The organism is Pseudomonas sp. LAIL14HWK12:I7, assembly GCF_000483465.1.
Lineage (GTDB): Bacteria > Pseudomonadota > Gammaproteobacteria > Pseudomonadales > Pseudomonadaceae > Aquipseudomonas > Aquipseudomonas kermanshahensis.
In genome coordinates this window covers 356,790-383,067 of the sequence record NZ_AXYZ01000005.1, presented here as the reverse complement: position 1 = coordinate 383,067, position 26,278 = coordinate 356,790, and the positions used below count along the sequence as shown (strand labels likewise).

25 protein-coding genes are annotated in these 26,278 nt (G+C 64.3%); 16 read left to right on the top strand and 9 right to left on the bottom strand.

Annotated features, from left to right (window positions below; genetic code table 11):
- Nucleotides 1-200 precede the first annotated feature (200 nt).
- Nucleotides 201-1,175: a porphobilinogen synthase gene (hemB, locus tag D886_RS0108495; protein ID WP_027593504.1), complete on the top strand. Its 975-nt coding sequence runs from the start codon at nt 201-203 to the stop codon at nt 1,173-1,175.
- 142 nt (nt 1,176-1,317) lie between these two features.
- Nucleotides 1,318-2,820: a glycine betaine/L-proline transporter ProP gene (proP, locus tag D886_RS0108490; RefSeq protein ID WP_027593503.1), complete on the top strand. Its 1,503-nt coding sequence runs from the start codon at nt 1,318-1,320 to the stop codon at nt 2,818-2,820.
- Between the two features lie 42 nt (nt 2,821-2,862).
- Here proP and D886_RS0108485 read toward each other — a convergent pair whose 3' ends face one another.
- From D886_RS0108485 to D886_RS0108470, 4 genes are all read right to left on the bottom strand, one after another.
- Complete coding sequence (locus D886_RS0108485) at nt 2,863-3,564, bottom strand: YoaK family protein (RefSeq protein ID WP_027593502.1); 702 nt, start codon at nt 3,562-3,564, stop codon at nt 2,863-2,865.
- Nucleotides 3,565-3,566: 2 nt separating this feature from the next.
- Entirely contained in the window at nt 3,567-4,196 is a 630-nt protein-coding gene (locus tag D886_RS0108480) for a riboflavin synthase (RefSeq protein ID WP_027593501.1), read from the bottom strand.
- Nucleotides 4,197-4,279: 83 nt separating this feature from the next.
- Nucleotides 4,280-6,346, bottom strand: a complete 2,067-nt coding sequence (treS, locus tag D886_RS0108475) for a maltose alpha-D-glucosyltransferase (protein WP_027593500.1) — start codon at nt 6,344-6,346, stop codon at nt 4,280-4,282.
- 176 nt (nt 6,347-6,522) lie between these two features.
- Entirely contained in the window at nt 6,523-7,440 is a 918-nt protein-coding gene (locus D886_RS0108470; RefSeq protein ID WP_027593499.1) for a LysR family transcriptional regulator, read from the bottom strand.
- A 120-nt stretch (nt 7,441-7,560) separates the two neighbouring features.
- Between D886_RS0108470 and D886_RS0108465 the strand changes: the two genes are divergently transcribed.
- The 3 genes from D886_RS0108465 (at nt 7,561) to D886_RS0108455 (ending at nt 10,268) form a co-directional block, all read left to right on the top strand.
- On the top strand, nt 7,561-8,319 hold the full coding sequence (locus D886_RS0108465) for a 5-oxoprolinase subunit PxpA (protein WP_027593498.1): 759 nt from the start codon (nt 7,561-7,563) through the stop codon (nt 8,317-8,319).
- A gap of 93 nt (nt 8,320-8,412) precedes the next feature.
- Complete coding sequence (locus D886_RS0108460) at nt 8,413-9,300, top strand: allophanate hydrolase subunit 1 (RefSeq protein WP_027593497.1); 888 nt, start codon at nt 8,413-8,415, stop codon at nt 9,298-9,300.
- Nucleotides 9,297-10,268, top strand: a complete 972-nt coding sequence (locus tag D886_RS0108455) for a biotin-dependent carboxyltransferase family protein (protein ID WP_027593496.1) — start codon at nt 9,297-9,299, stop codon at nt 10,266-10,268. The genes D886_RS0108460 and D886_RS0108455 overlap by 4 nt, the downstream gene beginning before the upstream one ends.
- Nucleotides 10,269-10,295: 27 nt before the next feature.
- On the opposite strand, the gene D886_RS0108450 is transcribed toward D886_RS0108455, so the two are convergent.
- Nucleotides 10,296-11,162, bottom strand: coding sequence for a TIGR03915 family putative DNA repair protein (locus tag D886_RS0108450; protein ID WP_027593495.1), 867 nt, complete (start codon nt 11,160-11,162; stop codon nt 10,296-10,298).
- Entirely contained in the window at nt 11,153-12,373 is a 1,221-nt protein-coding gene (locus D886_RS0108445) for a putative DNA modification/repair radical SAM protein (RefSeq protein ID WP_027593494.1), read from the bottom strand. Before D886_RS0108445 ends, D886_RS0108450 begins: the two co-directional genes overlap by 10 nt.
- A gap of 156 nt (nt 12,374-12,529) precedes the next feature.
- Between D886_RS0108445 and mqo the strand changes: the two genes are divergently transcribed.
- The 3 genes from mqo to D886_RS0108430 all read left to right on the top strand — a co-directional run bounded on the left by mqo (nt 12,530) and on the right by D886_RS0108430 (nt 16,231).
- Nucleotides 12,530-14,110, top strand: coding sequence for a malate dehydrogenase (quinone) (gene mqo, locus D886_RS0108440; protein WP_027593493.1), 1,581 nt, complete (start codon nt 12,530-12,532; stop codon nt 14,108-14,110).
- A 278-nt stretch (nt 14,111-14,388) separates the two neighbouring features.
- A complete protein-coding gene (locus tag D886_RS0108435) occupies nt 14,389-15,435 on the top strand; it encodes a class I SAM-dependent methyltransferase (protein ID WP_027593492.1) in 1,047 nt (348 codons plus the stop codon).
- Nucleotides 15,436-15,535: 100 nt separating this feature from the next.
- Nucleotides 15,536-16,231: a tRNA (adenine(22)-N(1))-methyltransferase TrmK gene (locus D886_RS0108430; protein ID WP_027593491.1), complete on the top strand. Its 696-nt coding sequence runs from the start codon at nt 15,536-15,538 to the stop codon at nt 16,229-16,231.
- A 1-nt stretch (nt 16,232) separates the two neighbouring features.
- Here the strand turns inward: D886_RS0108430 and D886_RS0108425 are convergent, their stop codons facing one another.
- The gene (locus tag D886_RS0108425) at nt 16,233-16,496 is read right to left on the bottom strand and encodes a DUF2790 domain-containing protein (protein ID WP_027593490.1); all 264 of its coding nucleotides are present in this window, start codon (nt 16,494-16,496) and stop codon (nt 16,233-16,235) included.
- Between the two features lie 125 nt (nt 16,497-16,621).
- Here D886_RS0108425 and D886_RS0108420 point away from each other — a divergent pair, with 125 nt between their 5' ends.
- A complete protein-coding gene (locus D886_RS0108420) occupies nt 16,622-17,554 on the top strand; it encodes a LysR family transcriptional regulator (RefSeq protein WP_027593489.1) in 933 nt (310 codons plus the stop codon).
- A gap of 63 nt (nt 17,555-17,617) precedes the next feature.
- Here the strand turns inward: D886_RS0108420 and D886_RS0108415 are convergent, their stop codons facing one another.
- Nucleotides 17,618-18,769: an acyl-CoA dehydrogenase family protein gene (locus D886_RS0108415; protein WP_027593488.1), complete on the bottom strand. Its 1,152-nt coding sequence runs from the start codon at nt 18,767-18,769 to the stop codon at nt 17,618-17,620.
- A 16-nt stretch (nt 18,770-18,785) separates the two neighbouring features.
- Nucleotides 18,786-19,856 carry an enoyl-CoA hydratase/isomerase family protein gene (locus tag D886_RS0108410; RefSeq protein WP_027593487.1) on the bottom strand — a complete coding sequence of 357 codons (1,071 nt, stop codon included), beginning with the start codon at nt 19,854-19,856 and terminating at the stop codon, nt 18,786-18,788.
- Nucleotides 19,857-20,170: 314 nt separating this feature from the next.
- Here D886_RS0108410 and mdcA point away from each other — a divergent pair, with 314 nt between their 5' ends.
- Genes mdcA through mdcH form a run of 7 tightly spaced genes read left to right on the top strand, consistent with a single transcriptional unit; the run spans nt 20,171 to nt 26,251 of the window.
- A complete protein-coding gene (gene mdcA, locus D886_RS0108405; protein WP_027593486.1) occupies nt 20,171-21,832 on the top strand; it encodes a malonate decarboxylase subunit alpha in 1,662 nt (553 codons plus the stop codon).
- The gene (locus D886_RS0108400) at nt 21,832-22,788 is read left to right on the top strand and encodes a triphosphoribosyl-dephospho-CoA synthase (protein WP_027593485.1); all 957 of its coding nucleotides are present in this window, start codon (nt 21,832-21,834) and stop codon (nt 22,786-22,788) included. The genes mdcA and D886_RS0108400 overlap by 1 nt, the downstream gene beginning before the upstream one ends.
- Before the next feature lies 1 nt (nt 22,789).
- Nucleotides 22,790-23,089, top strand: coding sequence for a malonate decarboxylase subunit delta (locus D886_RS0108395; protein ID WP_027593484.1), 300 nt, complete (start codon nt 22,790-22,792; stop codon nt 23,087-23,089).
- On the top strand, nt 23,082-23,930 hold the full coding sequence (locus tag D886_RS0108390; protein WP_027593483.1) for a biotin-independent malonate decarboxylase subunit beta: 849 nt from the start codon (nt 23,082-23,084) through the stop codon (nt 23,928-23,930). Before D886_RS0108395 ends, D886_RS0108390 begins: the two co-directional genes overlap by 8 nt.
- Entirely contained in the window at nt 23,927-24,718 is a 792-nt protein-coding gene (mdcE, locus tag D886_RS0108385; protein ID WP_027593482.1) for a biotin-independent malonate decarboxylase subunit gamma, read from the top strand. The genes D886_RS0108390 and mdcE overlap by 4 nt, the downstream gene beginning before the upstream one ends.
- A 1-nt stretch (nt 24,719) precedes the next feature.
- Nucleotides 24,720-25,334 (top strand): malonate decarboxylase holo-ACP synthase, encoded by a 615-nt coding sequence (locus D886_RS0108380; protein WP_027593481.1) that lies wholly within the window; start codon nt 24,720-24,722, stop codon nt 25,332-25,334.
- Nucleotides 25,331-26,251 carry a malonate decarboxylase subunit epsilon gene (gene mdcH, locus D886_RS0108375; protein ID WP_027593480.1) on the top strand — a complete coding sequence of 307 codons (921 nt, stop codon included), beginning with the start codon at nt 25,331-25,333 and terminating at the stop codon, nt 26,249-26,251. Before D886_RS0108380 ends, mdcH begins: the two co-directional genes overlap by 4 nt.
- The last annotated feature ends 27 nt before the right edge of the window (nt 26,252-26,278 follow it).

Below are 26,278 nucleotides of genomic sequence, written 5' to 3'. Positions count from 1 at the left end.
TACAGCGCCGCTTTTACCCAAAGCGCTGTACCTGATGGGCGCCCCCCCCTGTGGGAGCGGGTTTACCCGCGAAGGGGCCGGCACACGCGCTGCAAACTCCCGCTATTACCCCCACCGCAAGACACAATCTCGTCATTCAGCCTTTTCACTGAAGCTCAACAGGCATATGGTGTACGCCGTCCATATTCCCTGGAGCTGTCATGTCCAACCGTTTCCCCTCCGTTCGTCCGCGCCGTCTGCGCCAGAACGAATCCCTGCGCTCGATCTTCCAGGAAACCGAGTTTCGCCTTGAAGACCTGATCCTGCCGATCTTCGTCGAAGAAGGCATTGACGATTTCGTGCCGATCACCAGCATGCCCGGCGTAAACCGCATCCCTGAAAAGCTGCTGGCGCAGGAAATCGAGCGCTACGCCCGCGCCGGCATCAAGTCGGTGATGACCTTTGGTGTCTCGCACCATCTGGACGAGGTTGGCAGTGACACCTGGAACGAAAACGGCCTGGTGGCGCGCATGGCGCGTATCTGCAAGGACACCGTGCCGGAAATGATCGTGATGTCCGACACCTGCTTCTGCGAATACACCAGCCATGGCCATTGCGGCGTGGTGCACGACCACGGCGTGGACAACGACGCCACCCTGGCCAACCTGGGCAAGCAGGCCGTGGTCGCGGCCGCAGCCGGTGCTGACTTCATCGCGCCATCGGCGGCGATGGACGGCCAGGTCCAGGCAATTCGCGGCGCCCTGGATGCCGCAGGCTTCCATGACACCGCCATCATGGCCTACTCGACCAAGTTCGCCTCGTCGCTCTATGGCCCCTTCCGCGAAGCGGGCGGCACTGCGCTCAAAGGCGACCGCAAGAGCTACCAGATGAACCCGATGAACCGCCGCGAAGCCGTGCGCGAATCGTTGCTCGACGAGCAGGAAGGGGCCGATGTGCTGATGGTCAAGCCGGCCGGTGCCTACCTGGACGTGATCGCCGACATCCGCGCGGCCTCGCGCCTGCCGCTGGCGGCGTATCAGGTCAGTGGCGAGTACGCGATGATCAAGTTCGGCGGCCTCGCCGGTGCCATCGATGAAGGGCGTGTGGTGCGTGAGAGCATCGGTGCCATCAAGCGCGCCGGTGCCGACCTGATCCTGACCTACTTCGCCATGGACCTGGCCCGCGAAGGCATCTGATCAGTAAAAGGTATTCGCGGCCCTCCAAGGGCCGCCAATACCCGCAGATGGCCTCTAGCCACAAAAAATTTACTAAGCGCTGAATTATTTTGTGTCCCTTTGTCTCTGATGCCATAGAGCATTCAGTGACAAGGAAATGGGCATGAAATCTCGCAAGAAAAGCGTCAAGCCAATTGGCTTGAAAGATATCACCATCGTCGACGACGCCAAGATGCGCAAAGCGATCACCGCTGCCGCACTGGGCAACGCCATGGAGTGGTTCGACTTCGGCGTTTATGGCTTCGTCGCTTACGCGCTCGGCAAGGTGTTCTTCCCCAACGCCGACCCCAGTGTGCAAATGATCGCCGCCCTGGCGACGTTCTCGGTACCGTTTCTGATTCGCCCGCTGGGTGGGTTGTTCTTCGGTGCCCTGGGCGACAAGTTCGGCCGGCAGAAGATTCTCGCCGCGACCATCGTGATCATGTCGTTGAGCACCTTTGCCATCGGCCTCATACCGTCTTACGCCACTATCGGCATCTGGGCGCCCATCCTGCTGTTGCTGGCCAAGATGGCCCAGGGCTTTTCGGTGGGCGGTGAATACACCGGGGCGTCGATTTTCGTTGCCGAGTACGCACCCGACCGCAAACGCGGCTTCCTCGGCAGCTGGCTGGATTTCGGCTCGATCGCAGGCTTTGTGCTCGGCGCAGGCGTGGTGGTGTTGATTTCCACCGTGCTGGGCGAGGAGAAGTTCCTTGAGTGGGGCTGGCGCCTGCCGTTCTTCCTGGCCCTGCCGCTGGGCATCATTGGTCTGTACCTGCGCCATGCGCTGGAAGAAACACCGGCGTTCCAGCAACACGTCGAGAAGCTTGAGCAGGGCGACCGCGAAGGCCTGGCCTCCGGCCCCAAGGTGTCGTTCAAGGAAGTCGCCACCCAACACTGGCGCAGCCTGGTGACTTGCATTGGCGTGGTGATCGCCACCAACGTCACGTACTACATGCTGCTCACCTACATGCCCAGCTACCTGTCGCACAACCTGCATTACAGCGAAGACCACGGGGTGCTGATCATCATCGCGATCATGGTCGGCATGCTGTTCGTGCAACCGATCATCGGCCTGCTCAGCGACAAGTTCGGCCGCCGGCCTTTCATCATGGTCGGCAGTGTCGGCCTGTTCGCGCTGGCCATCCCGGCCTTCATGCTGATCAACAGCGGCGCGCTCGGGCTGATCTTTGCCGGGCTGTTGATCATTGCCGTGCTGCTGAACTTCTTCATCGGCGTGATGGCGTCGACATTGCCGGCGATGTTCCCCACGCATATCCGCTACAGCGCGTTGGCCAGTGCCTTCAACATCTCGGTGCTGATCGCGGGGCTTACCCCGACCTTGGCGGCCTGGCTGGTGGAAAGCACCGGCAACCTGTACATGCCGGCGTACTACCTGATGGTGATCGCGGCCATCGGCCTGATCACGGGCTTGACCATGAAAGAGACCGCCAACAAGCCGCTGCGCGGCGCAGCGCCTGCCGCGTCGGACATCGATGAAGCGCGCGAGCTGTTGCAGGAGCACCACGACAATATCGAGCAGAAGATCGAGGACATCGACACGCAGATCGCCGAGCTTGAGGCCAAGCGCAAATTGCTGGTGCAGCAACACCCGCGCATCGATTAAGGGGCGGGCCGAGGGTTTTTCGGCGCTACCCGCAGCGTTTGATTAACGCGGCATGTAGCCGCGTTGCCAAGAGCGTGGAATGAACCGTGTCACCAGGGCCAGCAGGCACGCCAGCGCGCAACTGCCTGCCAGCGCCTGCAGGCCCAGTTGGTGCTCAAGCCAGGCGCCCAGTGCGGCGCCCAGCAGCATGCCAGCCCAAGGCACCAGCTGTACCCGCCAGCCATTGCGCCGTTCGCCCAGCAACCAGCGCCCCAAGCCGCGGCCGAAGCGGGACAGGGCGCCGGTCACATAGGTCAGGCCGATCGGCAGGCCATTCACTTGTTCAACCACGGCATTGATCATGCCCATCGCCAGCGTCGCTGCCAGCAGCGCCGGAAAGGTGGCGGGCAGGGGCCAGGCCGCCGCCATGCCAAGCAGTACGGCGACCACCAGCAGCACCGGCCAGGCGCGGCGTCGGCAGGCCCGGGCCAGTATCACGCCCAGGGCATTGCCTGCGACAAAGCCGAGCACCGCGCCACTAAGGCGCAGCACCATGGCCAGGTCCGCCTCGCTGATGGCCACTGCCAGACGGGTGGTGTTGCCACTCATGAACGACACGAAATCACCCAGCGCCAGCAGGCCGATAGCATCCGTCATGCCGGCCAGTACCGACAGCGCGGCGACCAGCCCCAGGCCCACGCGACCGCGCAGGGCCTGCAGCTTCAGCCGTCGTGCGTTGCGGGCGGGCAGTACGTTGGGCAGCATGCTCAGCGCAGCAGCGTTTCGCGGGCCAGCGTGCCCTTGAGCGTTCGCTCGATCACATCGACCAGCACCATGGTCTGGTGGTCCACTTCGATGTTGAGCAGCTCGCCGGCCTTGTAATGGGCGAAGGTGGTCTGGCGCAAGGTTTCGGGGATCAGGTTGATGGTGATGACGTTGTCATCGACATCGGCGACGGTCAGGCTGCAACCGTTGACCCCCAGGAAGCCGCGGGGGAATACGTACTTAGCCCATTGCGCTGGCATGCGGAAACGGATGAACGCACCGGTCTCTTCGATCACCTGTTCGACGATCTCGGCGGTGGTGGCGATGTGCCCGGCCATCAGGTGGCCGCCAACCTCGGCGTTCATCTTCGCCGAGCGCTCGATGTTCACGCTTTGGCCGGCCGTCAGGCAGCGCAGGTTGGTGCGTTCGAGGGTGGCATTCATGGCGTCGAACTTCACCTGGGTGCCGTCGATCTCGGTGACTGACAGGCACGTGCCCTCGACACTGACGCTGGCGCCGATCTTGAGGTCGTCGAGCAGTTCAGGGGTGAGGTCGACCGTGAACTGCCGGTGGCCTGGGTAAGGGGTCACAGCAAGCAGCGGGCGAACGGCCTGGACGATGCCGGTGTACATGGAAATTGCTCCTGGGCACGGGAAAATGAAGTCCCCCGGAAGCTATGCCTCTGAAACGGTAAAAGCAAGGCGGCCGCTGCCCCTCACACATGCCCGCTGCTGTTCACGATGCGCAGGCACAGCGCCTCGTACGGCTCCAGGTTGACCATCAAGCGCCCATCTTCGGTCAAATCCCCCTCGACCGTCTCGTTGATCATGTCCACCACCGTTCCCGGTGTGAAGCCGGTCAAGAGCAGCTCCTCGGCAATGACCGTCTGGCCAAAGTTCAGTGCGCTGATCTGGATGCCGCGCCCCGCTGGCAGCTCGTGCACCATCACCAGCAAACCAGGGCTACTGACCTCGGGCACCAGCACTTGGCGGCTGGTGGCGATGCCATAGGCCTGGCGCACGGCCAGCAGTTTTTTCACCTTGCTGGCGAACGAGTCGCTGTTCTCGAGCTGGCTGTCGAGGCTGCCGTAGAGCGCCCGCGCCCGGGGCATGCCGCGCACCGACGCCTCAGCGTCGGGGGCGAGCCCGGCCAGGTCGTAGCCGCCACGGTGGATCCAGCGGGTGTCGCCATCGAGCATCCGTTCGGCCACCGCCTCGGCAGGCAAGGGCAGGGCGCCGACCAGGTCCCAGCCGGACAGTGCGACCACACCGGGCTGCATGGCGTTGTACATCACCAGCAGCAGGTGGATTTTCTGGATGCGCTCGATATCCGCTGCGTCGATCTGCGCAAGGTCGCGGATACCCAGCGCGGCGGTGATCAGGCTGGCGGTGGTGCAACTGATGCCATTGGTGACGAAGCGCAAGTTGTAGGGGGCATGTTCGCCAGACAAACGCTCATAGATTTCTTCGCGAATGTGCTCGCGCAAGATATTGCCAGGCAAGGTTTGGCCCTTGAACAGGTACATGTCGTGGGCATGCAGGGTCCAGAAGTGCACCAGTTCGACGGTCAGCTCGTCATGGTTTTGCAGGGCGTGGATCAAGGAAGCCGGGTCGATGCCAAACGCGTGCATTTCCTTGAGCATCAGGCGCAGGAACTCGGTGTCGCCGGTCAGCAATGCATGCTGGTAGGCGGGGCGGGTGATGAAGTCATAGGACAGATCGGCGCCGCCCGTGGACATCTGGGCAATGTCGTCGATTGTCAGGTTAAGCTCCTGAAAGCTGAACCCGCCCGCCTTGCGAATCATGCCGCCAATCAACTGGTTGCCGACGATCGACAGCGGGTGGCTTTCGGACCAAGCGGTGCCCTGGAGCCGCGTTTCCACCCCGAGAAAACCATTGGCATCCAGGCGCAGGCCACGCGCGCCCAGGCAGTCCAGCGCATGCAGGGCATCCCCGATGATCATCTGCTGGGCGGCGAAGGTTGGGTCGAGCCAATTGAGCGACGGCTGCCCTTCCTTGAAGTAGTGCAGGTACACCCAGCGCCGGGTCTTGCCATCGACGCCGGTGATGGGCGGGGTGACGCTCCAGTCGGTCTCCTTGACCCCAGGCTCGAAGAAGATCACCCGCTGCAACTGGCCGACGATGTAGTGGCGGGCCTTGAGCTCGTCGCACACAGCCGGCAACAGGTTGACCGCATCACGGCCTGCCGGCACCTCGGGCAGCAGCGGCCAGTCTTCCTCGCGCACTTCGACCATGTGGTAGAGCCCAGGGTAGGCCCCGTGTGCCAGCTCAGCCAGGCGGAAGTCGGCACCTTTGCCGGTGTGCGAAGGGATCAGGTCATCGATGGTCACAGCGTTGTGCGCAGCGGCCATGCGGCTCATCTGGATCAAGTCCTGCTCGCTGCCGTAGAGCGGGTCGATGTCGAAGCTGATGCGGTCGAAGTTACCGTCCACGCTGGGGGTGAACTCGCGGCCACGCACGCCGCCGGACTGTTTGATCGGGCCAGTGTGCACGCCTTGTATGCCAATTTCCGACAAACGCTTCCACAGCGCCTCGTGGGCCAAGGCCGCCAGCACCGAGCCGCCCTCCGGGGCAATAATGGCGTCGGGGTAGACCGTGAGCCACACCGAGGCGATTTCAGTGGCGCGGCGGGGCTGGGCTTCGGCGTAGGGGTTCTGCCACAGGCGCGATTGCCCCGAATACAGGCGAGCCCGTTCCTGGGAGGCCTTGAGCATGGAACGGTCCTCGAGCCACTTGATGTATGACGGGTCGGGTTGGGTCATCTCGCGTCCTCTCTGCGTGTCGGCACCGGCCACAGTTATGACGACGTTGCAGGCGGAACGTTCGGATCAGGTCTACGTCTCCTGCACGTTTTGTGTGTAGGAGCGGCCTTGCGTCGCGAAAGGGCTGCGAAGCAGCCCCGGGGACGCGTATTCCGTGAGGTCGGCAACCCAGCGGTTCACCGCCGCGCCGACAACTGCTGCGGTGCCAAAAATGCACCATGAAAGTAGTTGCGCAACGCCTGCATCGCCGGGCTGAACGCCCGCTCGCGATGCCAGGCCAGGCCCACGCTCATCGGCGTGACCGGGTCGCTGATGGTCACTGTCTCGATCCGCTTGCCTTCCAGCGACCATGGCCTGTGCACCAGATCGGAGAGGATCGCCACGCCGCTGCCATTGGCAACCATGCTGCGCACGGCCTCCACCGAGCTGGTCCGCACGCGCACGCTGGGCCGCTGCCCGGCCTGCTCCCAGTAACGCATGGCACTTTGTTCGGCTTCGTCCACGGTCAGCAGAATGAACGGTTCGCTGGCCACATCGGCCAGGCTCACCGCCGAGCGCTCGCACAGCGGGTGGTGACCGGGCAGCCACAGCCGGCGCTCGGAGTTGAACAGGGTTTCCGAGACGATATCCGGGTGGGTGAGGTTGGCGGTGAGCACCACGGCCATGTCGAAGCGCCCCTCCAGCAGCCCTTGCTCGATCGCGCTGCGCTCCTGCTCATGCACTTCCAAGGTCACGTCCGGGTGCCAGTGTTCGAGGCGTTGCAGGTGGTGTGGCAAGAAGTAGCCAATCACCGTATAGCTCGCCGCCAGGCGCAGCAGGCCGCTGGCGCGCACGTCTGGCAGCGGGCTGTTCAGCGCATCGTCGACGCTGCGCAAAATCACGTAGGCGCGGTTCAGAAAGTGCCGGCCCGCCTCGGTCAGGCTCATGCCTTGGGCCGAGCGCTGGAACAGCAGCACGCCGAGCATCGCCTCGAGTTCCTTGATTGCAGTGGTCACCGCCGACTGGGAAATGTTCAGGTGGATCGCCGCCTGTGAAATCTGGCCGATCTCGGCAGTGGCGACGAAGTAGCGGACCTGGCGCAGGGTCAATGACACGGTTGGCTCCCGGTGTATCTGATTTTCAGAAGACACCCTATCTGTTTATAGATCTTCCCAAGGGGGTGTGGAAAATCTAACGTGGCTTGCATGCAGTCACAAGTGCCAGGAGATACGTTCATGCAGGTGGTGGATTTCAATTCGGACATGGGTGAGGGCTTCGGCCCGTGGACCATCGGTGATGGCGTCGACAACGAGCTGATGGCTTTTATCAGCTCGGCCAACATCGCCACCGGCTTCCATGCCGGCGACCCCGGCACCATGCGCCGCACCGTCGAGCGGGCCAAGGCGCTGGGCGTGGGCGTCGGTGCACACCCAGGCTTTCGTGACCTGGTCGGTTTCGGCCGCCGGCACATCAATGCCACCGCCCAGGAGTTGGTCGACGACATCCTCTACCAGCTGGGTGCGCTGCGTGAAATCGCCCGTGCGCAAGGTGTGACCTTGCAGCACATCAAGCCCCACGGCGCGTTGTACATGCACCTGGCGCGCGATGAGGTGGCAGCCCGGCTGCTGGTGCAGAACCTGCGCGTGGTCGAGCCGCAATTGTTGTTGTACTGCATGCCAGGCTCGGTGATCTGCCGTATTGCCGAAGAACTTGGCCAGCCGGTGGTGCGCGAGTTCTATGCCGACCGCGAGTACGATATGAGCGGCTCCATCGTGTTCACCCGCAACGTGCGCGGCTACCAACCCGAGGCCGTCGCCGAGCGCGTGCTGCGCGCTTGCCAGCAAGGCCTGGTGCGCACGGTCGAGGGGCAGGACCTGGCCATCACGTTCGATTCCATCTGCCTGCACAGCGATACCCCCGGCGCACTCGACCTGGTCGAGGCAACGCGCAAGGCGCTGGATCAGGCCGGTATCGAGGTGCGTGCGCCACGCTGAGTTTTACCGGCACCTGGCGCACCTAGGCCGGGGCCGCTGCATCGATTTGATTTCGCCTGCCTTTCTATAAAGATTCCAAGAAAAGGAACAGTCATGGCCGAGCCGGTTGCTTCTACCCCGATCCGCTACAGCTTCGGTGCCGACGAGCACCTGTTTGCCGAAGTCAGTGACAGCATGTCGCTGGAGGCCTTTTTCAAAGGCATGGCCGTCACCCGCGCGGTGGAGCGGCTTGGCCTGGAGGGCGTCCTCGACGTGTGCCTGGCCAACGCGTCGTTCCAGATCCGCTTCGACCCTGACCGTATTGCCCCCGAGGCCCTGCTCGAAGCCGTACGCGGCGCCGAGGCAGAGGCGGTGGCCGAGCGCTCGTTGCACACCCGCATCATCGAAATCCCGGTGCTGTACAACGACCCCTGGACCCACGAAACCCTGATGCGTTTTCGCGATCGCCACCAGGACCCGAGCAGCACCGACCTTGAATATGCGGCGCGGGTCAACGGCCTGGCCGATGTCGAGGCGTTCATCGCCGCCCACAGCGGCGCACCCTGGTTCGTGTCGATGGTCGGCTTCGTCGCCGGCCTGCCGTTCATGTTCCAGATGGTCGAGCGCGAGCGGCAACTGCAGGTGCCCAAGTACCTGCGCCCACGCACCGACACGCCCAAGCTGACCCTCGGCCATGGCGGGTGCTTCGGTTGCATCTACTCGGTGCGCGGGGCGGGGGGCTACCAGATGTTTGGCGTCACCCCGGCACCGATCTACGACCCGCAGCAGACGCTGGCCTACCTCAAGGCGCACATGGTGTTCTTCCGCCCGGGTGACATCGTGCAGTTCAAGCCGATCGACCGCCGCGCCTATGACCAGGCGGTGGCGGATGTGGAAGACGGTTGCTTCAACCTGCGCATTCGTCCGGTGGCGTTCTCCCTGGATGCCTTCCTCGCCGACCCAGTCGGCTACCCCAAGACGCTGCAGGAGGTGCTGGCATGATCAAGGTACTCAAACCCGGCCTGGCAACCTCGGTACAGGACCTCGGTCGCGAGGGGTATTACCACCTGGGCATTCCGCCTTCCGGGGCGCTTGACCAGTACGCTTTGAGCGCAGCCAACCATCTGGTCGGCAACCCGGCAGGCGCCGCGGGGCTTGAATGCGCGCTGGTGGGCCCAGAACTTGAGTTCCAGCAGGATGCGCTGGTGGCAGTGTGCGGCGCGCAGATGCCGGCATTGCTCGACGGCCGTGAGCAGCGCCCCGACACCGCGTTCGCGGTCAGGGCAGGGCAGGTGTTGCGCTTCGGTTTCCCCACGGCGGGTGCCCGGGCGTACCTGGCCGTCGCCGGCGGTATCGATGTGCCCGAGGTGCTCGGCAGCCGATCGACCTACGCGCTGGGGGCCTTGGGTGGGCACCATGGGCGAAAGTTGCTGGCAGGCGATGTGCTGCCAGTCGGTGTGCCCAGCGGCAAGACCCGCGCCGGCGCAAGCCTGCCGATGGCGTTGCGACAGTCGCTGGGTGGCGAAGTGGTGTTGCGGGTGGTCCCAGGCTTGTATTTCCATCGCCTGACCGACGCAGCAGCGCAGCGCTTTTTCACCGAGGCGTGGACCGTCGGCTCCGAGGCAGACCGAATCGGCTACCGCTACAAAGGCGGCAGCCCATTGAGTTTCCAGCCGCGTGAGCAGCCGTTTGGCGCCGGCTCGGACCCCTCGAACATCGTCGACAGCTGCTACCCGATCGGCTCGATCCAGGTGCCGGCGGGGCTGGAGCCGATCATTCTGCACCGCGATGCGGTGTCCGGAGGCGGGTATGCCATGATCGGCACCGTGATCAGTGCCGACCTGGACCTGGTCGGGCAGATGCAGCCTAATCAGCAGGCGCGGTTTTTGCCGGTGAGCCTGGAGCAGGCGTTGGAGGCGCGGCGGTCGTACAAGAAGAAGCTGGGGTGTGTTGCCAGGCTGTTTGGCTGAGTGCTGGGGCGGGATCTTGCTTGCCCGTTATCGGTCAGAGGATTTCGGTATTCTCTGGCCGTTCTCGTTTATTTGCTTACCGCGCTGCGCAGCCACCTCCAGCGCCTGCCCATCCCGCTGCTTACCCTGGCGCGCCAGGCCTTCGAGCTGGGGTATCAGCATCCCTTCCGGCAAATGCCGCCAGAACCGCCCCGGCATGTGCAGGCGCAACGCGTCCGGGTTGAGGCGGGCGGGGTTGAAGGTGTGGCGATAGTAGGTGCGCCACAGCTCGGCGCCGGGGTCGTCGGCATTGCGTGCCCATTGCCGCCACTCGTCAGGGCAGGTGCGCCGGTAGTCGAAGGCCTGGCCGTCGAAGCGGATAGCGTCGGCAGGGGTGGCGATCAACCAGCGTTGCCGGCCCAGGCGGTCGGCGAAATGCGCACTGGCCCTGTGCAGGATATCGTGGGCGGGTTCGTAGTAGGCGACCAGGTCCAGTTGCAGCTGCTGCGCCAACGCTTCGGGTAGCGGCACGAAGCGTACAAAGGCATGCAGGTGATGGGCTTCACGGCTGACCTGTTTGATGCGCCGGTGCAATTCGCTGCCCAGGCGATCGCCGGCCAGCATCGCGGTGCGGTCACCATGGGCCACGCGCCAGAGCACTTCGTACAGCAGGTTCCAGCGTTGCTCGCCGCGGTAGCAGGCTGCCTGCTCCAGCTGGCTCAGTAGCGCTGCCGGCACTTTGCCGCGAAACGGGCCGGGGCCTTGGGGCAGCGGTGCAGGGATGGCCAGCAGATCATCGATCGGGCCTTGTGACCAGGTGACGTCGGCTGGGTCAATGCCATGGCCGAGCAGCGTTCGGGCTTGGTCACGCCAGGTGGCGAAGCTGTCATCGCAGTCGAGCGCGATCATCCCCATAACCCCATTTGCACCGGTGCCTGGGGTTCGCGCAGGCGTTCGCGCAGCAGGCCGCTGCGCAGCTCGGCCTGGGCTGGGCGGTAGTCACTGGTGACGATGAATGGGCGCGCTTTGTCCAGCACGCAGCGCAGTTGAATCAGGTCGTCGTAGCGGATGCGCCGCTCTCGTCGCAGCGCTACCAAACGCTGCACGCTGCGCAGGCCGATGCCCGGGATGCGTGCCAGCAGGGCTGGCTCGGCGCGGTTCACATCCAGCGGGAAGACCTCACGGTTGGCCAGCGCCCACGCAAGCTTCGGGTCGATGTCCAGTGCCAGGTTGCCGCTTTGCGCCAGCAGTTCGCCGGCCTTGTAGCCATAGCCACGCAGCAGGAAGTCGGCTTGGTACAGGCGGTGTTCCCGCAGCAGCGGCGGCGCTGCCAGGGGCACACTGTCGGGGCTGTCGGGGATCGGGCTGAAAGCCGAGTAGTACACCCGCTTGAGGCCGTAGCCTTGGTACAAGGACTCGGCATTGCGCAGCAGGGTGCTGTCGTCGGTGGCGTCTGCGCCGACGATGACCTGGGTGCTTTGCCCGGCCGGGGTAAAGCGCGGCGCCTTGGGTTCGTTGGCCACGGCTTGCTGGCCGTGGTGGATGACCGCCATGGCCTGGCGGATGGTGTGCGCGTGTTTCTCAGGGGCCAGGCGCTTGAGGCTGGCGTCGGTCGGTAACTCGATGTTGACGCTCAGGCGGTCGGCCAGGCGCCCGGCTTCTTCGATCAGCAGCGGGTCGGCATCGGGGATGGTCTTGAGGTGGATGTAGCCGCGGAAGTTGTGCTCCTCGCGCAGCAGGCGTGCCACGCGGATCAATTGCTCCATGGTGTAGTCGGCCGAGCGGATGATGCCCGAACTGAGAAACAGGCCGCTGATGCAGTTGCGCCGGTAGAAGTCGAGGGTCAGGCGCACCACCTCTTCTGGAGTAAAGCGCGCCCGCGGCACGTTGCTGGAGCGCCGGTTGACGCAGTACTGGCAATCGTAGAGGCAGAAGTTGGTCAGCAGCACCTTGAGCAGCGATACGCAGCGCCCGTCCGGGGTATAGCTGTGGCAAATGCCCATGCCATCGGTGGCACCCAGGCCTTCGCTGCCGCGCGAACTACGCTTGGGTGCACCGCTGCTGGCGCAAGAAGCATCGTACTTGGCGGCGTCGGCAAGAATGCCGAGTTTGGCGATGAGTTGCATGGCGGCTGACTCGAAATACTGAATATTCATACAGTATTTTGAGAATGCCCTGATTGCAAGCCCCATCGATGAAGGCCGTGGATCAATGCCCGAGTAAATCCGTCAGCTAAGCTTGTGCTGGACTTACGGACAGCAACGAGGCGCGCGGGAGAGGACATGAAAATCACGATCGAAGCGAAGCGGGCGCTGGCCGGCCTGGCGCTGGCCATGGGGTTGGGCGCAGTCATGCTCAACGCCCAGGCCGCTGAAACCAAAAAGGTCGATGTACTGCTGGTGGGCGGCGGCATCATGAGTTCGACCCTGGCTATCTGGCTCAACGAGCTGGAGCCCGGCTGGTCGATGGAGATGGTCGAGCGCCTGGACAAGGTGGCCGAAGAAAGCTCCAACGGCTGGAACAACGCCGGTACCGGCCACTCGGCCTTGGCAGAGCTGAACTACACGCCAGAAAAAGATGGCAAGATCGACATCAGCAAGGCCGTGGAGATCAACGAGTCCTTCCAGATCACCCGCCAATTCCTTGCCTGGCAGGTCAAGCAGGGCGTGTTGAAGAACCCCCATTCCTTTATCAACACCACGCCGCACATGAGCTTCGTCTGGGGCGACGACAACATTCGCTTCCTGAAGAAGCGTTATGAGGCGTTGCAAGCCAGCCCGCTGTTCAAGCCCATGCAGTATTCCGAAGACCACGAACAGATCCGCAAATGGGTGCCCTTGATGATGGAGGGCCGCGACCCCAATCAGAAATTGGCCGTGACCTGGACGCCGATCGGTACCGACGTCAACTTTGGCGAGATCACTCGGCAGTATGTGGGATACCTGCAGACTCGGCCTAACTTCGACCTCAAGCTGTCGAGCGAGGTACAGGACATCACCCGCAACGACGACGGCTCCTGGCATGTCGAGTACAAGAACCTGAAAGATGGCAGCCAGGCGGCCACCGATGCCAAGTTCCTGTTCATCGGCGCCGGCGGCGCGGCGCTGCCCCTGTTGCAGAAGTCCGGCATCGATGAAGCCAAGGACTATGCCGGCTTCCCGGTCGGTGGTTCGTTCCTGGTCACCGATAACCCGGCCATTGCCCAGCGCCACATGGCCAAGGCCTATGGCATTGCGGCGACCGGCGCGCCGCCGATGTCGGTACCGCACCTGGACACCCGTGTCCTCGATGGCAAGCGCATGATCCTGTTCGGGCCATTTGCAACCTTCTCGACCAAGTTCCTCAAGCAGGGCTCGTTGCTCGACCTGTTCGCCAGCGCCAGTGTTCACAACGCCTGGCCGATGGTGAGGGTAGGGGTACGTGAGTTCGATCTGGTGCAATACCTGGTCGGTCAGGTTTTGCAGTCGGACGATGACCGCTTCGAAGCGCTGCGCACCTACTTCCCCGAGGCCAAGAAGGAAGACTGGCGCCTGTGGCAAGCCGGCCAGCGGGTGCAGATCATCAAGAAGGACGAGGCCCAGGGTGGGGTGCTCAAGCTGGGTACCGAAGTGGTCACGTCCAAGGACGGCAGCATCGCCGGCCTGCTTGGGGCCTCACCGGGTGCCTCGACCGCGCCGCCGATCATGCTGGATGTGTTGAACAAGGTGTTCAAGGACAAGGTGGCCTCGCCGCAGTGGCAAGCGAAGATCAAGCAGATCGTGCCGTCTTACGGCATTCGCCTGAACGAGCACCCGGACAGGGTGCAGCAGGAGTGGACGTATACCAATGAGGTGCTGCAGCTGAATCCACCGTCAGTACCGTAAACAGGCCGAATGCGCTGTAGGAGCAGCCTTGTGCTGCGAAAGGGCCGGTCTGGCTATTGAGGATGTTGTTGCCGCACGGGCCTCTTCGCAGCACAAGGCTGCTCCTACAAAAAACGCGCGCACTCTGCAGTGCTGCGCTTGGCTGAATGGTGTCCATCTACACTTACACAGCACATCACGGCGAATGTCGTGGTGAGCGAATTAATCACCGGACCACCGCCCCCTCGGACCCGGACTTCCCTCGTCGACGGTGGCCTTCTTGCAGAGGAGGGCAGGTCATGGACGAGGCACGGCTTCACGAATTCATGGGCAAGCTGGTGGGTGACATGGGCGCTGCGGCGACCCTGGCCAATGTCATTCTGGGCGACGAGCTCGGGCTGTACCGGGCGATGGCCGACAGCCTGCCGACCACCCCCGACGCGCTCGCGGCCAAGACCGGTTGCCACCCGCGCCTGGTGCGCGAATGGCTCAATGCCCAGGCGGCGTCGGGCTACATGGTGCATGACAAGGGCAGTTTCGTGCTGCCCGAAGAACAGGCCATGGCCCTGGCGCTGGAGGACTCGCCGGCCTACATGGCCGGTGGCGCCGCAGTGGTGGCGGCGCTGTTTCACGACAAAGACAAGCTGGTTGCGGCCATGCGTGGCGACGGCGGATTAGCGTGGGGCGACCACCACCCGTGCATGTTCAGCGGCACCGAGCGGTTCTTCCGGCCGGGTTATCGGACGTTTCTGGTGGCCGAGTGGCTGCCGGCGCTGGACGGGGTAGTGGCGAAACTGCAAGCGGGCGCCAAGGTGGCCGATGTGGGCTGTGGCCATGGCGCCTCGACGTTGGTCATGGCCCAGGCGTTTCCTGCATCGACCTTTGTCGGCTACGACTATCACGGGCCATCCATCGCCACCGCCAACCAGCGCGCCGAAGAGGCGGGGTTGGGCGCGCGGGTGCATTTCCAGCAGGCTACCGCTAAGGACTACCCCGGCCACGACCATGACCTGGTGTGTTTCTTCGATTGCCTGCACGACATGGGTGACCCAGTGGGCGCGGCGCGCCATGCCTACCGTGCCTTGAAGGCTGACGGCACGGTGATGCTGGTGGAACCGTATGCCGAAGACTCGCTGGAGGGCAACCTGACGCCGGTTGGGCGCTTGTTCTACGCAGCGTCGACGTTTATCTGCACGCCGAACTCGCTGTCTCAGGAGGTGGGGTTGGGGTTGGGTGCCCAGGCCGGGGAGGCACGGCTGCGGGCTGTGTTCGAAGAGGCGGGGTTCACCCGGTTCCGGCGTGCGACGCAGACACCGTTCAACCTGATCCTGGAGGCGCGTAAATAGCCGCTGCCCTTGCCGCAACCGGGCCATTCGGCTTTTACGCATTGTAATGCCGCGCCCTGATCGTCAGAATCGCGCCCGGTTGTCGAGCAAGGGGCTTACGTTGAACGAACAGACACTCTCCATGCGCCTGGAGCGCGTGGCGGCGCATGTGCCACACGGCGCGCGCCTGGCCGATATCGGCTCGGACCACGGTTACTTGCCGGTAGCGTTGATGCTGCGCGGCACTATCGAAGCGGGCGTGGCCGGTGAAGTGGCGCAGACGCCCTTTGCCTCCGCTCAGCGCAATGTGCGCCGCAATGGCTTGGAAGCACGCATCACCATTCGCCTGGCCGATGGGCTGGAGGCGATCGAAATAAACGACCGGATCTCTGCCGTCAGCCTCTGCGGCATGGGCGGCGACACCCTGTGCGAAATTCTGGAACGCGGCAAGCATCGCTTGAACGGCACCGAGCGCCTGATCCTGCAACCCAATGGCGGCGAGTGCGCGCTACGGGGCTGGCTAATGACCAATGGCTATCGCATCGTCAGCGAAGAGTTGCTGCGGGAGAACCGCTTCGACTACGAAATCATCGTCGCCGAACCGTGTGAGGCAGTGGCGTATACCGCCGAAGAACTGTACTTCGGTCCACTGTTGATGCGCGAGAAAAGCCCAGCGTTCATGACCAAATGGCAGCGCATGTTGCGTCAGAAGCAGCAGACGTTGGCCAACTTCGAACGCGCCCGGGATGCAATCCCACAGGAAAAGCGCGACGATTTCGCCCGGCAAATCACCTGGATCAACCAGGTATTGGCCTGACTCACTGCTGCGAGCAGTTGCCCATTTCCCGGTAGTTGATTTCGCGGGTGTGGCCTTGATGGTCGACATAGACCATGTGCGCGGTGCCAACCTGGCAATCGGCTGCATTGCTGGCTGGGGTGATGGAGATGACTTTGGCCACATCCAGCGGCATGCCGTATTCGTAGTTGCTGCTGGCAACAGGCTGGTTAGTGCCCGCGTCAGCCAAGGCGCCGAACGAGGCGAGGGCAGCGGTAACGGCAAGCACAGCGATCGAACGTTTCATGGCAGGTTCCTTTTTCGATGTTTTACCAATGATGTATTCATTGGTGATCCACAATAAATGGGCTAACCCGTGATAGATTCCTGCCTTGAACGTAAGAATAAGATTGAACAAGGAGCCCATTCCTCATGGACATGCTGCATGCCATGCGTACCTTCACCCGGGTGGTGGAGTGCGGCAGCTTTGCGGCGGCTGCCAATGCCCTGGATATTTCAGCGGCGCAGGTGTCGCGCATCGTTGCCGAGCTTGAAAACCAGCTACAGACTCGTCTGCTGCACCGCACCACGCGCCGTTTGCGCATGAGCGAGGCGGGCGAGCGTTTTCTTGAGCGCGCCCGGCAAATCATGTTGTTGACCGAAGAAGCCGTCGGCGAAGCGCGCGGCGCGCACCTCACGCCCCGTGGCCGCTTGCGCCTGCATTGCCCGCACGGCCTGGGCTTGCTGCTGATGCCGCTGGTGGCAGGCTACAACGCGCTGTGCCCGGAGGTGGTGGTCGAATTGACCCTGTCCCAACGCAACCCTGACCCGCTGGCTGAAGGGCATGACGTGGTGATCACCGTGGACGGGGCCTTGCCGGACTCGCAATTGATCGCAGTGCCCTTGGGCGACATCTTCAGCATCCCCTGTGCCGCGCCCAGCTACCTGGAAACCTTTGGGGTACCCGAGCGGCCGGAAGACCTGCATGATCATCGTTGCCTGCGCATGGCGTATCCGATGTATGAAGGCGACTGGGTATTCCCGCAAGGCGTCGATCAGTGCGTGATCGCGCCGCGAGACAGCTTCCTGACCAACGTGGCCGACGCCATGCTGCTGGCCAGCGAGTTGGGCATGGGCATCGGGCTGTTGCCGTTCTATACCGCCAGCCAGGCCATCGAGCAGGGGCGTTTGCGCCGGCTGCTGGCCCCGTATCGCCTGCGCGAGTGTGCGCTGTACGCGATCTACCCGTCGCGGCACTACCTGGATGCCAAGGTGCGTACCTGGATCGACTACCTCAAGGAACAGCTACCCGCGCTGTTCGAGGCCCATGCGCGGATAGTGGATGATGAGCGGTATTGGCGCTGAAACGGGCTGATTTAGCAGGAACCTGTGGACTGGCTTGCCGGCGCCCACAGGTTTGGCGACCCGCTACAGCGGATAGTGCTTGAACTCCCGCGCAATCAGCATCCGCTGGATCTCGCTCGAGCCTTCGTAGATCTGCGTGATTCGTGCGTCGCGGTAATAGCGTTCCACCGGGTAATCCTCCAGGTAGCCATAGCCACCATGCACCTGGATGGCCATGGAACATACCCGCTCGGCCATTTCCGACGCGAACAGCTTGGCCTGCGAAGCCTCCGACAGGCACGGCTTGCCGGCACTGCGCAAGCGGGCCGCATGCAGGATCAGCAGGCGTGCGGCATTCACCTGTACCTGCATGTCGGCCAGCAGGTTGGCGATGCTCTGGTGTTCGTTGATCGGCTTGCCGAATTGCACCCGATCACGGGAGTAGACCAGCGCGGCTTCGAACGCGGCGCGGGCGATACCCAATGCCTGCGCGGCAATGCCGATACGCCCACCTTCGAGGTTGGACAAGGCGATGGCCAAGCCCTTGCCGCGCTCACCGAGCATATTGGCGGCCGGGATGCGGCAGTTGTCGAAGGTCACCGCGCAGGTATCCGAGGCGCGAATGCCCATCTTGTGCTCGCTGCGGTCAACCTTGAAGCCAGGGTTGTCAGTGGGTACCAGGAAGGCCGACAGGCCTTTCTTGCCCAGTTCCGGGTCGGTCACCGCGAAGACGATCGCCAGGCCCGCTCGGCGAGCATTGCTGACAAACTGCTTGGACCCATTGATCACCCATTCGCCCCCCACGCGTTCGGCTCGGGTGCGCAGGTTGTGCGCCTCGGAGCCGGCTTGGGGTTCGGTCAGGCAGAAGCAGCCAATCACCTCGCCCGTGGCCAGGCGTGGTAACCAAGCCTGTTGCTGTTCGGCTGTGCCATACGCCAGCAACGGACCGCAGCCTACCGAGTTATGAATGCTCATCATCGCCCCGGTGGCGCCGCAGCCAGCGGCGATTTCTTCCACGGCCAGGGCGTAGGCGACGTAATCGGTGTAGCTGCCGCCAAAGGCTTCAGGCACCACCATGCCGAGCAGCCCCAGCTCGCCCATCTTGCGGACCACGCCATCATCGATCCAGCCGGCTTTTTCCCAGGCCTGGGCATGGGGCGCGATTTCGCCACGGGAAAAGTCCCGGGCCATGTCGCGGATCATGATCTGCTCTTCGCTCAGTTCCAGGTCTTGCATCTGTGTACTCCCGGGCTCACAGGCCTTCGAAGAATTGGTCGACCCGCTGGCGCTCAAGCTCGGCCAGGGTGGGCGGGTTCCAGCGGGGCTGCTTGTCCTTGTCGATGATCAGGGCACGCACGCCCTCGATGATGTCGCCGTACTGGAACCACTGGCGGTCCAGGTGCAGCTCCATGGCAAAGCACGCCTCAAGTGCCAGGTGGCGACCGCGGCGCAGCATTTCCAGCGTAACCGCCATGGCCAGTGGCGAGCGGCTTTCCAGCTGGTCGGCGGTTGCCAGGGCCCATGGGTGGCTGTCGCCGATGCTGACGGTGCGCAGTTGCTCGATGATCGCTGGCAGGTCGGGGAGGGCAAAAAAGTGGTCGATGACCGGGCGCAGCTTCTCCAGCGGCGCGTCATCCAGCACCTGAGTGCCGAGCTTGGCCAGCAGGCCTTGCAGGTCCTTGAGCGGGTGGTCGCCAAAGGTCAGGCGGTCCAGGCCCTGGTCGAGTGCGGTGAGTTTATCGCAGGGCACGTGCCAGTCGGCGAGCCCGCAATACAGGGCGTCGGCGGCCTGGATCTGGGTGCCAGTGACACCGAGGTAAGTGCCCAGCTCGCCAGGGAGGCGTGAGAGGAAATAGCTGCCGCCCACATCCGGGAAATAGCCGATGCCGACTTCCGGCATGCCCAGCCGGCTGCGTTCGGTCACCACCCGCAGGTCACAGCCTTGAGCCAGGCCCATGCCGCCGCCGAGGGTGAAGCCGTCCATCAGCACCAGCACCGGTTTGCGGTAATGATGGATGCACAGGTCGAGCGCGTATTCCTCGACGAAAAAGTCTTCATGCAGGCGTTCTGCGTTTTTGTAGCTGTCGTGCAGCGAGCGGATATCGCCACCGGCGCAAAACCCTTTAGGGCCCGCACCACGCAGTACCACTGCGCGCACCTGCGGGTCGTCTGCCCATTGGTCGAAGTGCTGGCGCAGGCTGCGCACCATATCCAGGGTCAGGGCATTGAGGCCGGCGGGGCGGTTCAGGGTCAGGTGGCCAATCTGGTTGCGGACTTCAGCCAAGACATGATCCGTTGCCGAAGTGTAAGCATGCGCGGTCATCGCGTTCTCCCTGCTTTGTTATTGATTTTCCAAGTGAAGTCTGGAGTTCGCTGGAGGATCACTGGATCCTGTCATGCGAGTTTGTCGTGCACAATCGGCAAATCTGCAGGGGTGTTTTGCATTTTTGCCCTGTGTGTGGGTTTAGCCTTGCAGCGCTCGATCTGCGCCCCCCACTAATATCACGCCATACACCCCAAGCCCACGCCACTCTCAATTCATTAACCTGAGCGTAACGATCACCCAACCAGCTTGATTGATGCACCCTCACGCCTCGCCCTAAGGTGGCTCCACGACAGCGAACCCGTGGAGTCACCATGACAACAACCAAGAATCCACCGCCGCAATGGTCGCGGCGGCGCGCCGAGAAGCAGCGCCGCCTCGACCGGGTCCGCCACCTCGCCGACGGCGTGGTGCTGCCCACCGCGCATATCGTCGAGGCACTGGAACTGTTACTCGCCCCCGGCGACCGGGTGGTGCTGGAAGGCAACAACCAGAAGCAGGCCGATTTTCTCTCCCGCTCACTGGCCAAGGTCGACCCGGCGCGGCTGCACGATTTGCACATGATCATGCCCAGCGTCAGCCGTGCCGAACACCTCGACCTGTTCGAGCGGGGCATCGCCCGCAAGCTCGACTTCTCGTTCGCCGGGCCACAGAGCCTGCGTATCGGGCAACTGCTGGAAGATGGCCTGCTCGAAGTCGGCGCCATCCATACCTACATCGAGCTGTACTCCCGGCTGCTGGTCGACCTCATCCCCAACGTGACTCTGGTCGCGGGCTTCATGGCCGACCGGGATGGCAACCTCTATACCGGCCCCAGCACCGAAGACACCCCAGCCCTGGTCGAACCCGCCGCCTTCAGTGACGGCATCGTCATTGCCCAGGTCAACCAATTGGTGGAGCGGGTCGACGACCTGCCGCGCGTCGATATCCCCGCGTCCTGGGTCGACTTCGTGGTGGTCGCCGACCAGCCGTTCTACATCGAGCCGCTGTTCACCCGCGACCCACGCCACATCAAGCCCGTGCATGTGCTGATGGCGATGATGGCGATCCGTGGCATCTATGAAAAACACCAGGTGCAGTCACTGAACCATGGCATCGGGTTCAATACCGCAGCCATCGAGCTGATCTTGCCGACCTATGGCGAATCCCTGGGCCTGAAAGGCAAAATTTGCCGCAACTGGACGCTCAACCCCCACCCCACGCTGATTCCCGCTATCGAAACGGGTTGGGTCGAGAGCGTGCATTGTTTTGGTACTGAACTGGGCATGGAGGACTACATCGCCCAGCGCCCGGACGTGTTTTTCACCGGCCGGGATGGCTCGCTGCGCTCCAACCGCATGATGTGCCAGCTGGCGGGGCAGTACGCCGTCGACCTGTTTATCGGCGCCACGTTGCAAGTGGATGGCGACGGCCATTCTTCGACCGTGACCCGCGGCCGCCTGGCGGGCTTTGGCGGTGCGCCCAACATGGGCCACGACCCCCGTGGGCGCCGCCACGCGACACCGGCCTGGCTCGACATGACCGTGCCCGAAACGATGCTCGAGCGCGGCCGCAAGCTGGTGGTGCAGATGGTCGAGACCTACCAGGAGGGCGGCAAGCCCACCTTCGTCGAAACCCTCGATGCGGTCGAAGTGGCGAAAAAAGCCGGCATGCCGCTGGCACCGGTGATGATCTACGGCGACGACGTTACCCACTTACTCACCGAAGAAGGCATCGCCTACCTGTACAAAGCGCGCAGCCTGGAGGAACGCCAGCAGATGATTGCAGCCGTGGCCGGTGTCACCGCCATTGGCCTGCGGCATGACCCCAAAGACACCCAGCGCCTGCGCCAGCAGGGCCTGGTGGCGTTGCCCGAGGACTTGGGCATCCGCCGTACCGATGCCAGCCGTGAGCTGCTGGCTGCGCGCAGCATCGCCGACCTGGTGGAATGGTCCGGTGGCCTGTACAACCCACCCGCACGGTTCAGGAGCTGGTGATGAAAGTACTCGACCTGCAATCGCATGGGCTGCTTCGCGAGCAAGCTCGCTCCTACCGGTATGTAACGGGCCTTAAAGCCAGTGGGGGCTCTGTGGGAGCGGGCTTGCCCGCGAAGAGGGCTGAACAGACAACCGAAATCCCTCTGGCCGATCACCTGGCGGATTTGGCAGTAGAAGCCCTGATCGACGAAGTCGATCTGTCGCCCAAACCGGGCCTGGTAGACCGCCGCAGCAACGGTGCGCACACCGACATGACGTTAGCGTTGATGCATGCGTCGGCGCTGGCCCTGTGGCCGTGCCTGCGGCAGATGGCCGAAGCGGCCGAGGCCATTGGCGGCGTCGGCCAGCCCTTGCGCACTGCGCTAGGCCGCATTGGCCGCGAAGGCGAGGCCGCGATGCTGGCGACCACCGGCGGGGTGAATACCCACCGAGGCGCGATCTGGGCCCTGGGGCTGCTGGTGGCGTCCCGTGCCCTGGGTCCCCACGCTGACCCGTGCGCAGTGGCGGCCCGCGCCGGGCGCATCGCGCTGATCGACGACCCGGGCGCAACCTCGGAAGACAGCCATGGTGCCCAGGTAAGGCGCCGGTATGGCAGCGGCGGTGCCCGTGAACAGGCGCAATTGGGCTTCCCAGCGGTTATCGCGCATGGCCTGCCACAGCTGCAGCGCAGCCGTGCCTTAGGTGCCAGCGAACCCCACGCGCGGCTCGATGCCTTGCTGGCGATCATGGCGGCGCTGGCCGACACCTGCGTGCTTTGGCGCGCCGGGCCACAAGGGCTGGCCACGGTCCAGCAGGGGGCCCGCGCCGTCCTGGACGCCGGTGGCAGCGCCACGCTGGACGGGCGCCGGCAACTGCGCCTTTTGGATGAACACTTGCTGCAACTGAATGCCTCTCCGGGTGGCGCTGCCGATCTGTTGGCGGCCTGCCTGTTCCTCGACAAAGCCGGGAGCCTGTGACATGGAAACCCTGACCTTTCAATTTCCCGCCGCCGAACCGGGGCGCGGGCGCACCGTGGTCGGCTGCGTCAGCTCCGGCGACCTCGAAGTGCTGATCGAACCCGGTATCGCCGGCAGCCTGCAGATCCAGGTCGTGACGTCGGTCAGCGGCAGCGGCGCGCGCTGGACGCAACTGTTCCAGCGCCTGTTCGAAGGCCGTCAATGGCCAGCGGTGAATATCGACATCCATGATTTTGGCGCCACGCCAGGGGTGGTGCGCCTGCGCCTGGAGCAAGGTTTCGAGGAGATCGCCCATGACTGACACCGAACGTTTGCTGCACAGCCGCAGCCTCGTCGAAATGGGCGCCCGCCAGCGCGCCCGGGCACTACTTGACCCAGGGACGTTCCGCGAGCTGCTGGGCCCCTTCGACCGGCTCATGTCACCTTGGCTGCCGCGCCAGGGCATCGTGCCCCAGGCCGATGATGGCGTGGTCATTGCCAAAGGCCGGCTGAATGGCCGCAATACTGTGGTCGCCGCTATCGAGGGTGGCTTCCAGGGCGGCAGCATGGGCGAGGTGGGCGGGGCGAAGATCGCCGGTGCACTGGAATTGGCCATCGAAGACAACCGCAACGGCACCCCGACCTGCGCCGTGCTGCTGCTGGAAACCGGTGGCGTGCGCCTGCAGGAAGCCAACCTCGGCCTGGCGGCAATCGCCGAGATCCAGGCCGCGATCATCGAGCTGCGCAGCTACCAGCCGGTGATCGGCGTGATCGCAGGCTCGGTCGGCTGCTTCGGCGGTATGTCCATCGCTGCCGGCCTGTGCAGCCACCTGCTGGTTACCCGTGAGGCGCGCCTGGGCCTCAATGGCCCGCAGGTCATCGAGCAGGAAGCGGGCATCGCCGAATACGACGCCAAGGACCGCCCCTTTATCTGGAGCCTGACCGGTGGCGAGCAGCGCCATGCCAGTGGGCTGGTCGACGGCTACGTGGCCGATGATGCAGATGCAATACGCCAGCAGCTTTTGCACCTGCTCGACACCCCCGGCACAGACCGTGCTCGCCGCCACGCCTGGTACCTCGAGCGGCTCTCGCGCCTCGGCGATGACTGCCCGCAACTGGATGCCGCCGCTGTACGCAGCCTCTACCAAGGAGAAGCCAAATGAACCGAGCCATGAACTGGCTGCCGGGCCTGGCCGGCGGGCAAGTGCTGCCGGGTTACCCCGCGTCGCTGCAGGTGATCGACGGCGAACTGGACAACCGCCTGGCACGCTTCATTGCCGTGGTGCCCGATGCGCACAACCCGTTCCCCCGGGCGCGTGCGGGCGAGGTCGGCTTGCTGGAAGGCTGGGGGCTGGCCAAGGCGGTGAGCGAAGCGGTCGCGGCAGACCGCGACGGCGAGAAGCGGGCCATCGTCGCCGTCATCGATGTGCCCAGCCAGGCCTATGGCCGCCGCGAAGAGGCGCTGGGCATTCACCAGGCGCTGGCCGGTGCGGTGCAGGCGTATGCCGAGGCGCGCTTGGCCGGGCACCCGGTGATTGGGCTGCTGGTCGGCAAGGCGATGTCTGGCGCCTTCCTCGCGCATGGCTATCAAGCCCAGCGCCTGATCGCGCTGGATGACGCTGGGGTGATGGTGCACGCCATGGGCAAGGCCGCTGCCGCGCGCATTACATTGCGCAGCGTCGAAGCGCTGGAGGCCCTGGCCGCCGAAGTACCGCCGATGGCTTATGACCTCGACAGCTACGCCTCGCTGGGCTTGCTGTGGCGACGTCTTGGCGTGGACAACGCCGAGACGCCAAGTGCGGCCGACCTGGCCAAGGTACGTACCTGCTTGGCCGAAGCGGTGCGCGATATCGGCAACTCGACCGACCTGTCATCGCGGCTGGCGGGCGAAAACCGGCGTGCCTCCCGCGAGGTGCGCGAACACTTGCGCCGTCAGTGGCAGGGGGCCTGAGATGAATAGCCCACGCGCGCACGACCTGTTGTGGGGGTTGCCCCTTTGCGCGCTGCCTGAAGATGCCCCGCAGTGGGCGCATCAGGTGGTGGCAAGCGGTCAGCCTGTGGTGGTGCGCCGCGCCGCCTGCGCTGACGGCTGGGTGGCGGTGGGCCTGCGCGGCCTGAGCCGGGATCAGCGGCTGGGCACACAGATGCGCCTGGCCGATATCCAACGCCTGCAAAGCCCTGAGGCCCTGCGCTGGAAAGCTCCGAGCCCGTGGCCTGCATTGCAGGCGTTGGCCTCGGTGGCCCCGGTACTCGATACCACCGGGCTGGCCTGGGGGCCGACAGGTGGGGTGGGGTACCAACTCGCCACCGAGACTGGCGTGCTGCACCTGGCCAGTGACCTGGACGTGGTCGTGCGCACGCCGCACCCCCTGGCACGCGCAAAAGCGCGGGAACTGCTGGACATACTGGACTGCGCGCCATGCCGTATCGATGTGCAATTGGAAACACCGGCAGGTGCCGTCGCCCTGCGTGAGTGGGCCGGTGTTGCCCGCCGCGTGCTGCTCAAGTCGCCCCATGGCGCGCGCTTGGTGGCCGACCCCTGGGCAGCCTGGGCGTGTGCGGCATGAGCAGTTTGTTCGCGTTCCCCGGCCAGGGTGCCCAGCAGGTAGGCATGTTGCACCGCTTGCCTGAGGGGGCCGGCCCACTGCTGGAGGAGGCCAGCGATACGCTGGGTCATCAGGTGTTGGGCCTGGACAGCGAGCAGGCATTGCAGAGCACCCGGGCCGTGCAGCTGTGCCTGTTGCTGACCGGGGTGGCCTGGGCGCGCCGACTGCTGCAGCAAAGTCCCGCCCCCGACTATGTGGCAGGGCTGTCGATAGGGGCGTATCCCGCCGCTGTCACGGCCGGTGCGCTGGCGTTCGCCGATGCCGTGCGCCTGGTTGCCCTGCGCGGTGAGTTGATGCAGCGCGCCTATCCGCAGGGGTATGGCATGACCGCGCTGAGCGGCCTGGACCTGGCCAGTGTCGAGCGCTTGCTGGCGGAGGCGGGCGGTGAGGTCTACATCGCCAACCTCAACAGCGAAAACCAGATCGTCATTGCCGGCAGTGAGGCGGCCATGGCTGCGGTGGCCCAACGCGCGCGCAGCCTGGGCCAGGGCGTCGCGCGGCGCCTGGCGGTCAGCGTGCCGTCCCATTGCCCACTGCTCGACGCCCCGGCTGCGGAACTGGCCCAGGCCTTTGCTGCGGTCGAACTGCGAAGGCCCATCATCACCTACCTGAGCGGCAGCAGTGCACGGCCGATCCACGACCCGCAACGCTTGCGCGACGACCTGGCCGGCAACATGGCGCGGGTGGTGGACTGGCGTGCCACGTTGCGCAACGCCTATGAACGCGGGGTGCGCCTGCACCTGGAAATACCACCGGGCAGTGTGCTCAGAGGCCTGGCCCGCCAGGTGTTCGCCAACGGCCGCGTGGTAGCCATCGAGTCCACTCGGCTGGACAGCGTCGACGCCTTAATGCGTCAGGAGGTGGCCGGCAACCGATGACCGTGCTGTGCAACGCGAAGGACAACA